At 62.5% G+C, this 14,456-nt stretch carries 12 protein-coding genes; 9 read left to right on the top strand and 3 right to left on the bottom strand.

What is annotated here, in order from left to right:
* Positions 1–26 precede the first annotated feature (26 nt).
* A complete protein-coding gene (locus FGK64_RS18090; protein WP_138865253.1) occupies positions 27–1,217 on the bottom strand; it encodes a cytochrome P450 in 1,191 nt (396 codons plus the stop codon).
* A gap of 108 nt (positions 1,218–1,325) precedes the next feature.
* Between FGK64_RS18090 and FGK64_RS18085 the strand changes: the two genes are divergently transcribed.
* Positions 1,326–2,246: a LysR family transcriptional regulator gene (locus FGK64_RS18085; RefSeq protein WP_138865252.1), complete on the top strand. Its 921-nt coding sequence runs from the start codon at positions 1,326–1,328 to the stop codon at positions 2,244–2,246.
* Between the two features lie 72 nt (positions 2,247–2,318).
* Here the strand turns inward: FGK64_RS18085 and ubiB are convergent, their stop codons facing one another.
* A complete protein-coding gene (gene ubiB, locus FGK64_RS18080) occupies positions 2,319–3,851 on the bottom strand; it encodes a 2-polyprenylphenol 6-hydroxylase (protein WP_138865251.1) in 1,533 nt (510 codons plus the stop codon).
* Between the two features lie 3 nt (positions 3,852–3,854).
* Positions 3,855–4,607, bottom strand: coding sequence for a bifunctional demethylmenaquinone methyltransferase/2-methoxy-6-polyprenyl-1,4-benzoquinol methylase UbiE (gene ubiE / locus FGK64_RS18075; protein WP_138865250.1), 753 nt, complete (start codon positions 4,605–4,607; stop codon positions 3,855–3,857).
* 97 nt (positions 4,608–4,704) lie between these two features.
* Between ubiE and mutM the strand changes: the two genes are divergently transcribed.
* The 8 genes from mutM to gyrB all read left to right on the top strand — a co-directional run bounded on the left by mutM (position 4,705) and on the right by gyrB (position 14,356).
* Positions 4,705–5,556, top strand: coding sequence for a bifunctional DNA-formamidopyrimidine glycosylase/DNA-(apurinic or apyrimidinic site) lyase (gene mutM, locus FGK64_RS18070; protein ID WP_138865249.1), 852 nt, complete (start codon positions 4,705–4,707; stop codon positions 5,554–5,556).
* A gap of 63 nt (positions 5,557–5,619) precedes the next feature.
* Positions 5,620–6,396, top strand: a complete 777-nt coding sequence (locus FGK64_RS18065; protein WP_138865248.1) for an enoyl-CoA hydratase — start codon at positions 5,620–5,622, stop codon at positions 6,394–6,396.
* A gap of 165 nt (positions 6,397–6,561) precedes the next feature.
* A complete protein-coding gene (rpsT, locus tag FGK64_RS18060; RefSeq protein ID WP_138865247.1) occupies positions 6,562–6,825 on the top strand; it encodes a 30S ribosomal protein S20 in 264 nt (87 codons plus the stop codon).
* A 550-nt stretch (positions 6,826–7,375) separates the two neighbouring features.
* The gene (gene dnaA / locus FGK64_RS18055) at positions 7,376–8,749 is read left to right on the top strand and encodes a chromosomal replication initiator protein DnaA (protein WP_138865246.1); all 1,374 of its coding nucleotides are present in this window, start codon (positions 7,376–7,378) and stop codon (positions 8,747–8,749) included.
* A gap of 196 nt (positions 8,750–8,945) precedes the next feature.
* Entirely contained in the window at positions 8,946–10,064 is a 1,119-nt protein-coding gene (gene dnaN / locus FGK64_RS18050) for a DNA polymerase III subunit beta (protein ID WP_138865245.1), read from the top strand.
* A gap of 78 nt (positions 10,065–10,142) precedes the next feature.
* Positions 10,143–11,243: a DNA replication/repair protein RecF gene (recF, locus tag FGK64_RS18045; RefSeq protein ID WP_138865244.1), complete on the top strand. Its 1,101-nt coding sequence runs from the start codon at positions 10,143–10,145 to the stop codon at positions 11,241–11,243.
* On the top strand, positions 11,240–11,860 hold the full coding sequence (locus tag FGK64_RS18040; RefSeq protein ID WP_138865243.1) for a LysE family translocator: 621 nt from the start codon (positions 11,240–11,242) through the stop codon (positions 11,858–11,860). The genes recF and FGK64_RS18040 overlap by 4 nt, the downstream gene beginning before the upstream one ends.
* Positions 11,861–11,938: 78 nt before the next feature.
* Entirely contained in the window at positions 11,939–14,356 is a 2,418-nt protein-coding gene (gene gyrB, locus FGK64_RS18035) for a DNA topoisomerase (ATP-hydrolyzing) subunit B (protein ID WP_138865242.1), read from the top strand.
* Positions 14,357–14,456: the final 100 nt, after the last annotated feature.

Here is a 14,456-nt window from a genome sequence, read left to right as displayed (position 1 = left end):
CGCGGCGATTTGCCCCTTTGCAGGGTCTAATTCAGCGTCACCGGCAGAGACAAAGGCCCGCGAAAGCCAAAGCCCCAGAACTTTACCTTGTCGGGCTCGGGCAAGGCCATGTCGGGGAAGCGATCGAACAGCATCGGCAACAGGATATTCGCCAGCATCCGACGCGCGATATGCGTGCCCTGGCAGAAGTGCGGCCCATTCCCGAACGCCTGGTGCGGGGTGCGCGGGCGAAAGATGTTGTACCTTTCAGGTTCGTCGTACAGCTCTTCATCGTGACAGGCCGAGGCTTGCGAGGTCATCACGATATCGCCCTTCGGGATGAAGATGCCGCGAATCTCCGTGTCTTCCATCACCTTGCGCGAGCTTGCCTGAATCGGTGCAACCCAGCGCACGCCTTCTTCAAAGGCATCGGCCCACAACGCATCGCGCTTGGCCGCCTCCATCTGGTCGGGGTTGGTCAGCAGCCCGTACAGGATCGTCAGCAGCGCGTCCCGCGGTTCGTTGATGCCGCCGCCGATGGCGATCTTGATGTTTGCGTAAATCTGCGACATCGCAATCGGCGCGTCCGCATTCACCATGACCGACAGGGCCGAGGCGTTGGGGTCGGCCCTGTGGCGCGGAATGGCGCGGGCAAACAGCGCGTCCATCTCGTCATTCGCCACATCGCACAGGTCGAATAGTTCCTGCCGATAGCCAAAGTTGCCTGCCCCGTCGATCAGCGTCTGGCTCCAGCGTTCCATCTCGGCATCGCTGGCCTCTTCGATGCCCAGCAGGTGCTTCAGGCAGTGCGCGGCAAAGGGCGCGGCCAGCACCTTGAACAGATCGACGGTTTCGCCGCGCGGCAGCCGCGCCACGAAATCCTCGGCGATCCGGGTATAGATCGGCTCCCAGCAGGCCTTGATGTTGCGCCCGGCAAAGGTGGGCGCCATCGCGTTGCGCTCGGCAAGATGCTCTTCGGCGTCCTTGCGCATCAGCGTATGGGCGCGAAAGGCACGCTCCATCGGGGTGGTCGGATCGTCCGAACTGAACAGCGCGGGGTTTTCCTTGACGTATTTGGTGTCGGCCGCCTTGGTCAGCAGCGTCCGCTTGATCGAGGCGACATGCAGCACCGGCGCCTCGGCCCGTAGCCTTCGGAAAATGCGATAGGGGTCCTCGGTCAGTTGCGCGATGGTGATCTCGTGATCCACCGGTGCGGTTTTCGCAAGCGTCGTGGCCATGGCTGCTCCTCCCCAGAAACGGCTGGGTTTCAGCGTAGGGCGGGCGGATATATCCCGCAATCCGATACCCTGAATGACATTGATCGAAAACTTCGATATACTCACACCATGGCCGCCCCCGTCGATCCCATGTCGCTTGACTTCAACGCGCTGCGCACCCTGCGCCGCGTGCACGCGCTGGGCAGCTTTTCCCGGGCGGCCGAGTCGCTGGGCACCACGCAATCCACCGTCAGCTACACCATCGACAGGCTGCGCCGCGCGCTGGGCGATCCGCTGTTCGTGCGCCAGGGCACGGGTATCGTCGCGACCGACCGTTGCGACGAAATCGCCGCCGCCGTGGCCCGGATCACCGATGATTTCAGTGCCTTGCTTGAACCCGCCGCCTTTGATCCGGGGCAGGCCGAGGCCACGATCACCTTGTCCTGCAATTATTACGAACGGATGCTGATCCTGCCTGGGCTCCTGCAAATTCTGCGCCGCAAGGCACCCGGCATCCGGCTGAACGTTCTGACCTCAACTGTTCTGGGCAAAGGCCAGCTGGATCGCGGCGAAAGCGATCTTCTGATCTCGCCCGTCCCTATCGAGGATTCCGGCTTTTTCCGCCGCCGCCTGCTGCGTGAACATTCCGTCTGCGTCATGTCGCCCGACAACCCGCTCGCCGGCCAACCGATGACACAGGCCACCTACCTTACCGCCCCCCATGTCACAGTCATCTACGGCGGCAGCTGGCAATCCCGTTTCCTGACAGAGATCGAGGCGCAGGGCCTCACCCTGAACGAGGTGCTGCGCGTCCCCAGCCCGGCGGCGGTGCCGCGCATCATTACCGGAACCGATCTCATCTCGACCTTGCCCAGCCGCATCGCCCGCGCCTTCGGCGACCGGGTGCACGTTACCTCTTGCCCGTTCGCTGGCCCATTCGACATTCACCTTTACTGGAACGCGCGCACGCATCACTCTCCGATGCACGGCTGGCTGCGCAGCCAGATCGCGGAAACCGTGATTTCAGGAGGCGATATCCGCCTGCCCTAACCCCCCAGCTTCATTATTCCAAAAAATACTCCGGGGGAGTCCCGAAGGGACGGGGGCAGAGCCCCCCGACTTTCAGAAAACCTTATCCGCCAAAGCCACGGCGCCCGCGCCCAGCAGCACGCCGCACAGCCCGGTCAGCGCCACCAGCGCCCAAGGGAATCGCCTGGGCGGAACAGGGGGCGTGGCCTGTGCCACCAGCGCGTTCTGTACCAACCCCGGCAGGCGCGGGCCGAACCGCGCCATCACCAGCGCGGTGCGCTTCAGGTCGTGCAGCAACGCCTTGGGGCCAATCGAACCCTTGATGTAATCCTCAACCACGGGCCGGGCGACTTCCCAGATGTTGATGTTCGGATCCAGCGACCGCGCCACGCCCTCGACCACCACCATGGTGCGTTGCAGCAGGATCAGCTCGGTCCGGGTTTCCATGCCAAACCGCTCGGTCACCTCGAACAGGTAGGTCAGCAACCGCCCCATCGATATATGCGAGGCGTTCATGCCGAAAATCGGCTCTCCAACCGCGCGCAGGGCGCGGGCGAATTCATCCACGTCGCGGTCGGCGGGGACGTACCCGGCTTCGAAATGCACCTCGGCCACGCGCTGGTAATCGCGGCGGATGAACCCGAACAGGATCTCGGCATAGACCCGGCGGGTGTATTCGTCGATATGGCCCATGATCCCGAAATCATAGGCAATCAGGTCGCCGTTCGCGGCCACCTTCAGGTTGCCCTGATGCATGTCGGAATGGAAAAAACCGTCGCGCAGCGCGTGCAGAAGGAACAGCCGCAGCACCCGCGCGCCCAACTCGGCCCGGTCGTGCCCGGCGGCGTCCAGCGCGGCATTGTCGCCCAGCGACAGACCGTCGGCCCAGCCCAGTGTCATCACCCGCCGCCCCGACAGGTTCCACTTGATCGGCGGGAGAACGAACCCGGCGTCGTCCTTGGTATTGGCGGCAAATTCCGAGGCGGCGGCGCTTTCCAGCCGCAGATCCAGCTCGCCGCGGACCACGCCATCGAAATGTTCGATCACTTCCATCGGGCGCAGACGCCGCGCGCCGGGTGCGAACAGGTCCACCACCCGCGCCGCGAAATAGAACGCATCAATGTCACGGCGAAACGCGCGCTCTATCCCGGGGCGCAGGATTTTCACCGCCACCTCTTCGCCCGTGTCCGCCAGCCGGGCGTGATGCACCTGCGCGATGGACGCGGCGGCAATCGCCTCGCTGAATTCCGAGAACATCGTGTCGATCGGCGCGCCCAATTCGCGTTCCACCGTGGCGCGGGCCTCGGCGGTGGAGAACGGCGGCAGCCTGTCCTGCAACACGCGCAGCTGCACCGCCAGATCGTTGCCCACAAGATCGGGCCGGGTCGAAAGCACTTGGCCGAACTTGATATAGGCCGGGCCCAGCGCCGTCAGCGCGCGCGGGGCGGGCGGCATCAAGGGATCTCCCTTGTAGCCAAGCCATTGAAATGGCTTGCCCAACAGCCGCGCGACGAAGCGCAGGCTGGCCGGTGCGTCATAGGCATCCAGCACCACGTCCATCGCCCCGGTGCGTTCAAAGGTGGCGCCCGTGCGGATCAGGCGGATGATGTTGTGCGGCCCGCGCATGGCTTAGATCTTCCAGCCGGAATGCAGCGCGGCAATGCCCATCGACAGGTTGCGATAGCGCGCCTGTTCGAATCCGGCAGCGCGGATCATCGACAGGAATGTCTCCTGATCGGGGAAATTGCGGATCGATTCGACAAGATACTGATAACTGTCGCGGTCATTGGCGATGATCTGGCCCATCCGCGGAATCACGTTGAAGCTGTAGAGATCATACAGCTTTTGCAGCCCCTCGTTCGGCAGTTGCGAGAATTCCAGCACCATCAGCCGCCCGCCGGGGCGCAGCACGCGATAGGCTTCGGCCAGCGCCTCGGCCGGGCGGGTCACGTTCCGGATGCCAAAGCTGATCGTGTAGACATCGAAGGTATTGTCGGCAAAGGGCAGCGCCATCGCGTCGCCCACCACCCAGTCAAGGCTGTCGGCCATCTGCTCGGCCTCGGCGCGCTTGCGCCCTTCGATCAGCATCGGCTCGGTCAGGTCCAACACGGTAGAATGGCCTTCGCCCGCGCGTTTCAGGAAGCGGAAGGAAATGTCCCCGGTGCCGCCCGCCACATCCAGCAGGCGCTGGCCGGGCCGAGGTGCCAGCCAGTCCATCATCGCGTCTTTCCAGATGCGGTGGATGCCGACGCTCATCACGTCGTTCATCACGTCATACTTGCTGGCGACCGAGTTGAAGACGCCGCGAACGCGCCCGGCCTTCTCCGTTTCGGGGATGGTTTCGCGCCCGAAATGGGTGGTGTTCTGGGAATCGCTGGTCATGGGCCTTGTCGTCGCGTGGTTTTGCCCCTTGTTATAGGGCGTTTCCGGGCGGCACAATGCGCGCCCCCGACGCAGACAGAGCCGAAGGATGACCCGCATGCCAGAATTGCCCGAAGTCGAAACGGTGCGCCGTGGCCTTGCGCCTGCGATGGAAGGTGCGGTGATCGCCCGGGCCGAGGTCAACCGCCCCGACCTGCGCTGGCCGTTTCCGCCGCGCATGGCCGATCGGTTGTCGGGCCAGAGGGTCGAACGGCTGCGGCGGCGCTCGAAATACATCCTTGCCGATCTGACAAGCGGCGAGTCGCTACTGATTCACCTTGGCATGTCGGGGCGCATGACGGTGTCGGGCGACCCGCTGGGCCAATTCGTGCACGAACATCCAATGCCGGAAAAGCACGATCACGTCGTGTTCCACATGTCGAATGGCGCGCGCATCACCTTCAACGACCCGCGTCGCTTTGGTGCGATGGATCTTTTGCCCACGGCAACGGCAGAGGCGCACAAACTGCTGGCATCCATCGGACCCGAGCCGCTGGGCAATGCCTTCAGCGAGGCCTATCTGGTCGAGATGCTGAAAGGGCGCAACACGCCGATCAAATCTGCGCTGCTGGATCAGCGGATCGTGGCGGGTCTGGGCAATATTTATGTCTGCGAGGCGCTTTACCGGGCGCGTATTGCGCCGTCGCGCAAGGCGGGGCGTATCGCGGCGATCCGTGTTGCGGGCCTTGTTCCCATCATCCGGGACGTGCTGACAGAGGCGATCGAGGCCGGGGGATCGTCGCTGAAAGACTATCGCCGGACCGATGGCGAGTTGGGATATTTCCAGCACAGCTTTGATGTCTACGGCCGCGAATCCGAGCCCTGCCGCACCCCGGGCTGCACCGCGCATATTGCCCGAATCGTGCAATCCGGGCGGTCGTCCTTCTATTGCCCGCAATGCCAAAGATAGCTTGAAGTGACGCGAACCCGTGATAAGGGTTCTGCCTGACCGGAACAATTGAGAGCCCGATCCATGGCCTTTGAGACGATCACCGTTGAAACCGACGATCATGTCTGCCTCATCAAGCTGAATCGCCCTGATGCGCTGAACGCGCTGAACACGATGTTGCTGGGCGAGCTGTGCGACGCGCTGGAAGAGGCGGATGCCAACGACAAGATCCGCGTGATCGTGGTGACCGGCTCGGAAAAGGCCTTTGCCGCCGGGGCCGACATCAAGGAAATGTCGGAAAAGTCGTTCGTCGAGGTGTTCAACGAAAACCTGTTCGCGGATGCCTCGGACCGGATCATGGCGATCCGCAAGCCGATCATCGCGGCGGTGTCGGGCTATGCGCTGGGCGGTGGGTGCGAACTGGCGATGGCCTGCGATTTCATCATCGCGGCGGATACTGCCAAATTCGGTCAGCCCGAGATCAACCTTGGCGTTATCGCCGGGATGGGCGGAACGCAGCGGCTGACCCGCTATGTCGGCAAGTCCAAATCGATGGACATGAACCTGTCCGGTCGGTTCATGACCGCCGAAGAAGCCGAGCGCGCCGGGCTGGTCAGCCGCGTCGTGCCCGCCAAGAAGCTGATGGAAGAGGCGATGGGCGCCGCCGGCAAGATCGCCGAGAAATCGCTGCCGACGATCCTGGCCGCGAAAGAGGCGGTGAACCGGTCGTATGAAACCACGCTGCGCGAAGGCATCCTGTTCGAACGCCGCGTGTTCCATTCGATGTTCGCCACCGAAGACCAGAAGGAAGGCATGGCCGCTTTCCTTGAAAAACGACAGCCGCAATTCCGCGACAAATAATACCCTGCGCCCTTTGGGCTTTTCATTTCGGTGAAAAGCCCCTATAGGGCGCGGCTACATGCGCGTGATGCCCGCTTAGGCAAGATTGGACCGGTCGATGGAATCGGTTTCGGGGGCGTTGCGCTGAACAGATTTTAACGGACCCGAACCAGGAAAGACCGAACAATGGCAAATACGCCCCAGTCGAAAAAACGCGCACGTCAGAACCAGACCCGCTTTGCCGTCAACAAGGCGCGTCGTTCGCGCATCCGCACCTACCTGCGCAAAGTCGAAGAAGCCATCGCCTCGGGCGATAAGGATGCAGCCGCAAACGCCCTGCGTGCCGCTCAGCCCGAGCTGATGCGCGGTGTGACGAAAGGGGTGTTGCACAAGAACACCGTTTCCCGAAAATTGTCGCGTCTGAGCGCACGTGTGAAGGCGCTGGCCTGAATCACCCCCGCCAATTGCGGATTTTCCAATAGTGAAAAGGCGTTGCCCCAGGCAGCGCCTTTTTGCATTTTTTGGCGGTTTGATCGTTAACGCGGGGTTCAGAGATTCTTTCGCCCAAAACTCCGAGTCAACTGCATAGTTTCGTTGCCGGTGGTCGCTGGGAATTGCTACCTATGTGATGCGATTCACCTCGCCTTGGGGGACAGGGTTTTTTCAAGGGATACCGCCTGACGGGCATCAGGCTCCTGACAAGAAAACCGTGCCGCATATCCGGGCTGCCAATTCCGGAGAAGCGGCAGATCGTGCAGGCTTGCTGCCGCTGCTGCGCGATTCTGTTAGAGCTGTGTGTATGATAATCGGGTTCCGGTTTTGGGCCGCCAACTGGGTGTGCGGTCATCGGTGATCTGTTGTCGTTCGGTTGCTGGGAAACTGGCAATGCTGCCGTATCAATGCGATTCGGCACACGCCCCATTGTTGTGTGAATCGTGCCGGTGAATGCCGGTCAACGATAGCAAGGCCGCAAGGTCGAAGTGGGATGCACGAGGCACGAATGACACACGAGATGTGGGGACAGCTCAGACAGAAACTCCTGAAAACGGTAGGCCAGAACAACTATACCACCTGGATCGAGCCGCTTGAGTTTTCAGGACTGGAAGACGGGATTGCCGTCTTCAATGTACCGACGACGTTCATGGGGAACTACGTCAGCCAGAACTTTTCCGAACTGATCCTGTATCAGCTGAACACGGCCGGGGAAGACGTGCAGCGCGTGCTGTTCCAGGTTCCGGCAAACGCGCCGGGCCGTCCCAGCGCGCCGCGTGCGGTGCAGGTGGCGAAACCGGATGCAGAGGCGCCGGCGCGCGTGGAAGATCAATCTTCGGTGCTTCAGGCGGCACCGCTGGATGCGCGGTTCACCTTTGACACCTTTGTTGTCGGCAAGCCGAACGAGCTTGCTCATGCAGCCGCGCGCCGCGTCAGCGAAGGCGGGCCTGTCACATTCAACCCGCTGGTTCTGTACGGTGGAGTCGGGCTGGGTAAAACGCACCTGATGCATGCAATCGCATGGGAGCTACGTGCCCGCCAGCCCGAGCTGAACGTGCTGTACCTATCCGCCGAGCAGTTCATGTACCGGTTCGTGCAGGCGCTGCGCGAGCGCAAGATGATGGATTTCAAGCATCTGTTCCGCTCGGTCGATGTGCTGATGGTGGACGACGTGCAGTTCATCGCAGGCAAGGACAGCACCCAGGAAGAGTTCTTTCACACCTTCAACGCTCTGGTGGATCAGAACAAACAGATCATCATTTCGGCCGACCGTGCCCCGGGCGAAATCAAGGAACTGGAAGAGCGTGTGAAATCGCGCCTGCAATGCGGGCTTGTCGTCGATCTGCATCCGACCGACTACGAACTGCGCCTGGGCGTGCTGCAATCCAAGCTGGAACAGTACCGTAAAACCTATCCGGGTCTCGAAATCCAACCCGGGATCCTCGAATTCCTGGCGCATCGCATTTCCACAAACGTGCGTGTGCTGGAAGGCGCGCTGACCCGTCTGTTTGCCTTTGCCTCGCTGGTGGGGCGCAAGATCGACATGGAGCTGACGCAGGACTGTCTGGCCGACGTGCTGCGCGCATCCGAGCGCAAGATCACTGTTGATGAAATCCAGCGTAAGGTTTCGGAATACTACAACATTCGCCTGGCCGATATCATCGGGCCGAAACGGTTGCGGTCGTTTGCGCGGCCCCGACAGGTGGCGATGTACCTGTGCAAGCAGCTGACCAGCCGTTCATTACCCGAAATCGGCCGCCACTTTGGTGGGCGCGACCATACCACCGTGATGCATGGGGTGCGCCGCATCGAAGAGCTACGCGTGTCAGATGGGCAGATCGCCGAGGATGTCGAAAATCTTCGCCGGCAGCTGGAGGCCTGAGAGGCCCGGCCGAAACACTGTGAAAAACCCCGGACTTGTCCGGGGTTTCGCGCATTCAGGGGTACGAATTGCACCGGATCATGGCCAATCGCGGACAAGCCTGCCACAGCGGGCCCGTAATCGGGCGAAAGCCCTTGTGTCGTAGTCGCAAACCGCTAATTTGCCGATCCCGGATGTTGCTAAAGGATCGAGGGACATGAAGATCAGCATCGAACGTGGCGCGCTACTGAAAGCCGTGGCCCAAGCGCAATCCGTGGTCGAGCGCCGCAACACGATTCCGATCCTTGCGAACGTGTTGATCGAAGCCGAAGGCGACACCGTGCAATTCCGCGCCACCGATCTGGATATCGAGGTGGTCGACAAGGCCCCGGCCCAGGTTGAGCGCGCCGGCGCCACAACGGTGGCGGCCACCACGCTGCATGAAATCGTGCGCAAGCTGCCGGATGGTGCGCTTGTCACGCTGAGCGCTGACAGCGCGGCCGGGCGGTTGTCGGTCGAAGCCGGGCGGTCGAGCTTTTCGCTGGCGACCCTGCCGCGCGAGGATTTCCCCGTGATGGCCAGCTCGGAATACCAGTCGAATTTTTCGGCCCCCGCAAAGGTGCTGCGCCGCCTGTTCGACAAGTCGAAATTCGCGATTTCCACGGAAGAGACCCGGTACTATCTGAACGGCGTCTACATGCATGTCTCGGACGGAGACGGCGGCCGGGTGCTGCGCTGCGTCGCGACCGATGGGCACCGGCTGGCCCGGATTGATGCCGATCTGCCGCAGGGCGCGGAAGACATGCCCGGTGTGATCGTGCCACGCAAGACCGTGGGCGAGCTGCGCAAGCTGCTTGAAGACGATGACATGGCGATTGCCGTATCGGTCAGCGAAACCAAAGTGCGCTTTGCCACGCCCGATATCACGTTGACGTCCAAGGTTATCGACGGGACCTTCCCCGATTACACCCGCGTTATTCCGCAGGGAAATACCAAGCGCCTGGAAGTGGACGCCAGCGAATTTGCGCAGGCGGTGGACCGCGTGGCGACGGTGTCTTCGGAACGCTCGCGCGCGGTGAAGTTGCAGCTGGACGAAGACCGGCTGATCCTGTCGGTCAACGCGCCCGACAGCGGCGCCGCCGAGGAAGAATTGGCCGTGGCCTATGGCGACGAGCGGCTGGATATCGGGTTCAACGCGAAATACCTGCTGGAAATCGCCAGCCAGGTCGATCGTGAGAATGCCGTGTTCCTGTTCAACTCGTCCGGCGACCCGACCCTGATGCGGGAAGGCAATGACGAGACGGCCGTATACGTCGTCATGCCGATGCGGGTCTGAATCGGCTGCGCCGATGCCTCCGGCAGGAGTATTTTTGCAAAGAAGAAACCAGGGGCCTGTTCTGGCTGACTTTGGGGCATGACGATTGCTCTGCAATCGCTGATGATGTCGCATTTCCGGTCGCATCGCGTGGTGCGGATGGAGGTGGACGCGCGGCCTGTGGCGCTGTTCGGGCCGAATGGCGCGGGCAAGACCAATATCCTTGAGGCGGTCTCGTTGTTTTCGCCGGGGCGGGGGTTGCGCCGGGCGAGCGCGGCCGAGATGACGCGCCGGCCCGAGGCGCTGGGCTGGAAGCTGTCGGCGGTGGTGTCGGGGCAGGGCGCCCCGCGCGAGATCGAGACGTTTTCCGAAGGTGGCGCGGCGCGGCAGGTGACGATTGACGGCAAAGCCGCGAGCCAGGTGGCGCTGGGCGCGCTGGTGCGGGTGTTGTGGCTGGTGCCTGCGATGGACCGGCTGTGGATCGAAGGTGCGGACGGGCGGCGGCGGTTTCTGGACCGGATGGTGCTGAGTTTCGACCCCGGTCATGCCGAAGCTTCGCTGGCCTATGAAAAAGCGATGCGCGAGCGCAACCGGCTGTTGAAGGACATGGTGCGTGACGCCCATTGGTATGGCGCGCTGGAGCGGCAGATGGCCGAGGCGGGGCATCGCATCGACGTGGCGCGGCGGGCGGCGCTGGCCGAGCTGGCCGCGGCGCAGGAGGGCGCGCAGACGGCCTTTCCCGCTGCCGCGCTGGAGCTGGTGCAGACCGAGGGCGAGATGCCCGAGACCGAAGGTGATCTCCGCGAGGCGCTGGCCGAGAGCCGGTTTCGCGACCTGAGCGCGGGTCGCACGCTGGTCGGGCCGCATCGCAGCGATCTGTACGGGGTGTATGCCGACAAGGGCGTGCCCGCGCGCGATTGTTCGACCGGCGAGCAGAAGGCGCTGCTGGTGTCGCTGATCCTTGCCAATGCGCGGGCCTTGCAGACGCGGATCGGGCAGGCGCCGCTGCTGTTGCTGGACGAGGTGGCCGCGCATCTGGACGCGGGGCGACGGGCGGCGCTTTATGACGAGATTTGCGCGTTGGGTGCGCAGGCCTGGATGACGGGAACCGGGCCGGAATTGTTTGCCGAATTGGGAGAGCGGGCGCAGATGCTGGAAGTGACGGAAACCGGCGGTGAAAGCCGGGTGCGCCTGGCATGACGATCGGGTTTGTCGATCTGGCGCTCTATGCCGGGGCGCTGCTGGCGCTGTTCCTGACGCCGGGGCCGGTGTGGCTGGCTTTGGTGGCGCGTACCGTTTCGGGCGGCTTTGCCGGGGCGTGGCCCTTGGCGCTGGGCGTGGTGGTGGGCGACATGATGTGGCCCTTTATCGCGATCATGGGCGTTTCGTGGCTGGTGCAGGAAGTGACATGGCTGATGTCGCTGCTGCGCTGGGTTGCGGCGGCGATCTTCCTTGTCATGGGCGTGATGCTGGTGCGCAATGCCGACCGGCCCATCGCGACCGATGCGCGGCTGACACGGCCCGGGCGGCTGGCGGGGTTTGCGGCCGGGGTAGCGGTGATCCTTGGCAATCCCAAAGCGATCCTGTTCTACATGAGCGTGCTGCCGGGGTTTTTTGACCTGCGCCGGATCTCGGGCATGGATATTGCCGTGATCGTCGGGTTGTCGGCGCTGATGCCGTTGGTGGGGAACCTGTTTTTCGCCCTCGTCATCGACAAGATGCGCCGCTTTATCGCCTCGCCGGGTGGCGTGCGGCGGCTGAACCTTGTGTCCGGCGGGCTGCTGATTGTGGTCGGGGTGCTGATCCCTCTGCTTTAGCACAAAATATGGGGCAGGTGCGTGACAACCCCCCCAAAAAACAGTATCTAACGGACAAAAGAAAAGAAGGATTTTCGGATGTCCGAAAGCATGGCGACTCCTGAAGAATACGGCGCAAATTCCATCAAGGTTCTCAAGGGGTTGGAGGCCGTAAGGAAACGGCCGGGCATGTACATCGGTGACACCGACGATGGGTCTGGCCTGCACCACATGGTGTACGAGGTCGTGGACAACGGCATCGACGAGGCGCTGGCCGGTCACGCCGATGCCGTGACCGTCAAGATCCACGCGGATTCGAGCGTATCGGTCCATGACAACGGGCGCGGTATTCCGGTTGGCATCCACGAAGAAGAAGGCGTTTCGGCGGCCGAGGTCATCATGACCCAGCTGCACGCAGGTGGGAAGTTCGACAGCAACTCCTACAAGGTGTCGGGCGGGTTGCACGGCGTGGGCGTGTCGGTGGTGAACGCGCTGTCTGTCTGGCTGGAGCTTCGCATCTGGCGCGATGGCAAGGAACACTATGCCCGCTTTGAACATGGCGAAACCGCCGAACACCTGAAAATTGTCGGCGACTCTGAGGGCAAGACCGGCACCGAAGTACGGTTCCTTGCATCAACCGACACGTTCTCGAACCTCGAATACGATTTCCACACGCTGGAAAAGCGCCTGCGTGAGCTGGCGTTCCTGAACTCGGGCGTGCGGATCATCCTGATCGACGAACGCCCCGCCGAGGCGCTGCGCGCCGAGCTGTATTACGAAGGCGGCGTGAAGGAATTTGTGAAATACCTCGACCGGTCGAAGACCCCGGCGATGGCGGAGCCGATCTTCATGACCGGTGAACGCGACGACATCGGCGTTGAAGTCGCGATGTGGTGGAATGATACCTACCACGAAACGGTGCTGCCCTTTACCAACAACATCCCGCAGCGCGATGGCGGCACCCATATGGCGGGCTTTCGCGGTGCGCTGACGCGGACCATCAACAACTACGCCCAGTCCAGCGGCATCGCCAAGCGCGAGAAGGTCAGCTTTACCGGCGATGATGCACGCGAGGGGCTGACCTGCGTTTTGTCGGTCAAGGTGCCCGACCCCAAGTTCAGCTCGCAGACCAAGGACAAGCTGGTCAGCTCCGAAGTCCGCCCGGCGGTGGAATCGCTGGTCAACGAAAAGCTGGCCGAGTGGTTCGAGGAAAACCCGAACGAGGCCAAGATGATCGTCGGCAAGATTATCGAGGCGGCGCTGGCCCGCGAGGCGGCGCGCAAGGCGCGCGAACTGACGCGCCGCAAGACGGCGATGGACGTGAATTTTCTGGCCGGCAAGCTAAAGGATTGTTCGGAAAAAGACCCGGCGCAGACCGAGGTGTTCCTTGTCGAGGGCGACAGCGCCGGTGGGTCGGCCCAGACGGGACGTGACCGGCGCACACAGGCGGTTCTGCCTTTGCGCGGGAAAATCCTGAACGTGGAACGCGCGCGGTTCGACCGGATGTTGAGCAGCCAGGAAATCGGCAACCTTGTGATGGCGCTGGGCACCGGCATCGGGCGCGACGAATTCGACATCAAGAAGCTGCGCTACCACAAAATCGTCATCATGACCGATGCCGACGTGGACGGCGCGCACATCCGCACGCTGCTGCTGACTTTTTTCTATCGCCAGATGCCCGAGCTGATCGAGGGCGGGTATCTCTATATCGCGCAGCCGCCGCTGTATAAGGTGTCGCGCGGCAAGTCCGAGGTCTACCTCAAGGATCAGGCGGCGTTCGACGAATACCTGATCAACCAGGGTGTCGATGGCGCGGTTCTGCGGCTGGGCTCGGGCGAGGAAATCAGCGGGCAGGATCTGACCCGCGTGGTGGAAGAGGCACGGCAGCTGAAACGTGTGCTGGATGCCTTCCCGACGCATTACCCGCGTCACATTCTGGAACAGGCCGCCATCGCCGGGGCCTTTGTGCCGGGTGCGGTGGATTCCGACCTGCAAGGCGTGGCCGACAAGGTGGCGCAGCGGCTTGACCTGATCGCCGTCGAATACGAACGTGGCTGGCAGGGCCGGATCACGCAAGATCACGGCATCCGCCTGGCCCGCATCCTGCGCGGCGTGGAAGAGGTGCGCACCTTGGACGGCCCGATGCTGCGCTCGGGCGAGGCCCGCAAGACCGGCAGCTTCACCCAAAGCCTGATGGATGTGTACGGCGTCGCCGCCACACTGGAACGCCGCGACCGGCGTCAGGTGATCCACGGCCCGCTCGGCCTGCTGGCCGCGATCCTGGAAGAGGGCGCCAAGGGCCTGAGCCTGCAACGCTACAAGGGCCTGGGTGAAATGAACCCCGACCAGCTGTGGGAAACCACACTCGACCCGGACGCTCGCACCCTGTTGCAAGTGAAAGTCGACGACATGGTCGAAGCCGATGACCTGTTCACCAAACTGATGGGCGATGTGGTGGAACCTCGCCGCGAATTCATCCAGCAGAATGCACTGAACGTGGAAAACCTGGATTTCTGACGGTTTGTAGGATCGCGCATAGTTGTGCGCGGTCCTAACAGGTTTGCTCCGTTGGATACTTTCCGAGTTTCGGAAAGTTACCCATAATTCGTGTGCGGCG

Source organism: Arenibacterium halophilum (assembly GCF_005938225.1).
GTDB lineage: Bacteria > Pseudomonadota > Alphaproteobacteria > Rhodobacterales > Rhodobacteraceae > Arenibacterium > Arenibacterium halophilum.
Note: the sequence above shows the minus strand (reverse complement) of the source record. Positions and strands in the feature narration are given on the sequence as shown.